Genomic DNA, 539 nt, shown 5'->3' on the forward strand with positions numbered 1-539 from the left:
CTGGCCATACACCGCAGACTACGACATGAACGACGTCGTCATTCAGTTCCGAATCACAGAAACGCGTATGGAAGGTGTGGTCGAGAACATTCAAATCACCGGTGACCTCGCCGCTTACGGTGCAGGATACAAAAATGGCTTTGCTATTCGTTTACCGGGCATAGCAAAAGCAAGCATCGAGAATGGCTTAACTACCCTGTCGTTTACCGGCGTTCAACACGCAAGCAATGGATTGGAAACTATCTCGGAAGAGGCCATTTTCATCATCAGCGATGATCTCAGCCAATACACGCAAAGCAATTGTACCTACTTCCGAACTCAATCAGGATGTGATGACAACGTTGCTTTCTCTTTTACGTTGACGGTTTATTTTAAGGAAGACTCCGACCGCTCTGGCTTACAAGCCATGCCTTACGACCCATTTATCTTTGCAACACCAAATACGTACCACGGTGACGGTATCACCTTCCAGCCAGGCCGAAAATGGGAAGTACACCTACCGGATCAAGCGCCAACCGAACAGTTTGATGATGCCAATT

At 47.9% G+C, this 539-nt stretch carries 1 protein-coding gene; it reads left to right on the forward strand.

Annotation, left to right across the window (positions count from 1 at the left end):
• Positions 1-539 (forward strand): LruC domain-containing protein (locus R7R24_RS29885; protein ID WP_318120611.1); only part of this gene is annotated, 539 nt, incomplete at both ends.

The sequence above is a fragment of the Vibrio sp. 704 genome (genome assembly GCF_033339295.1).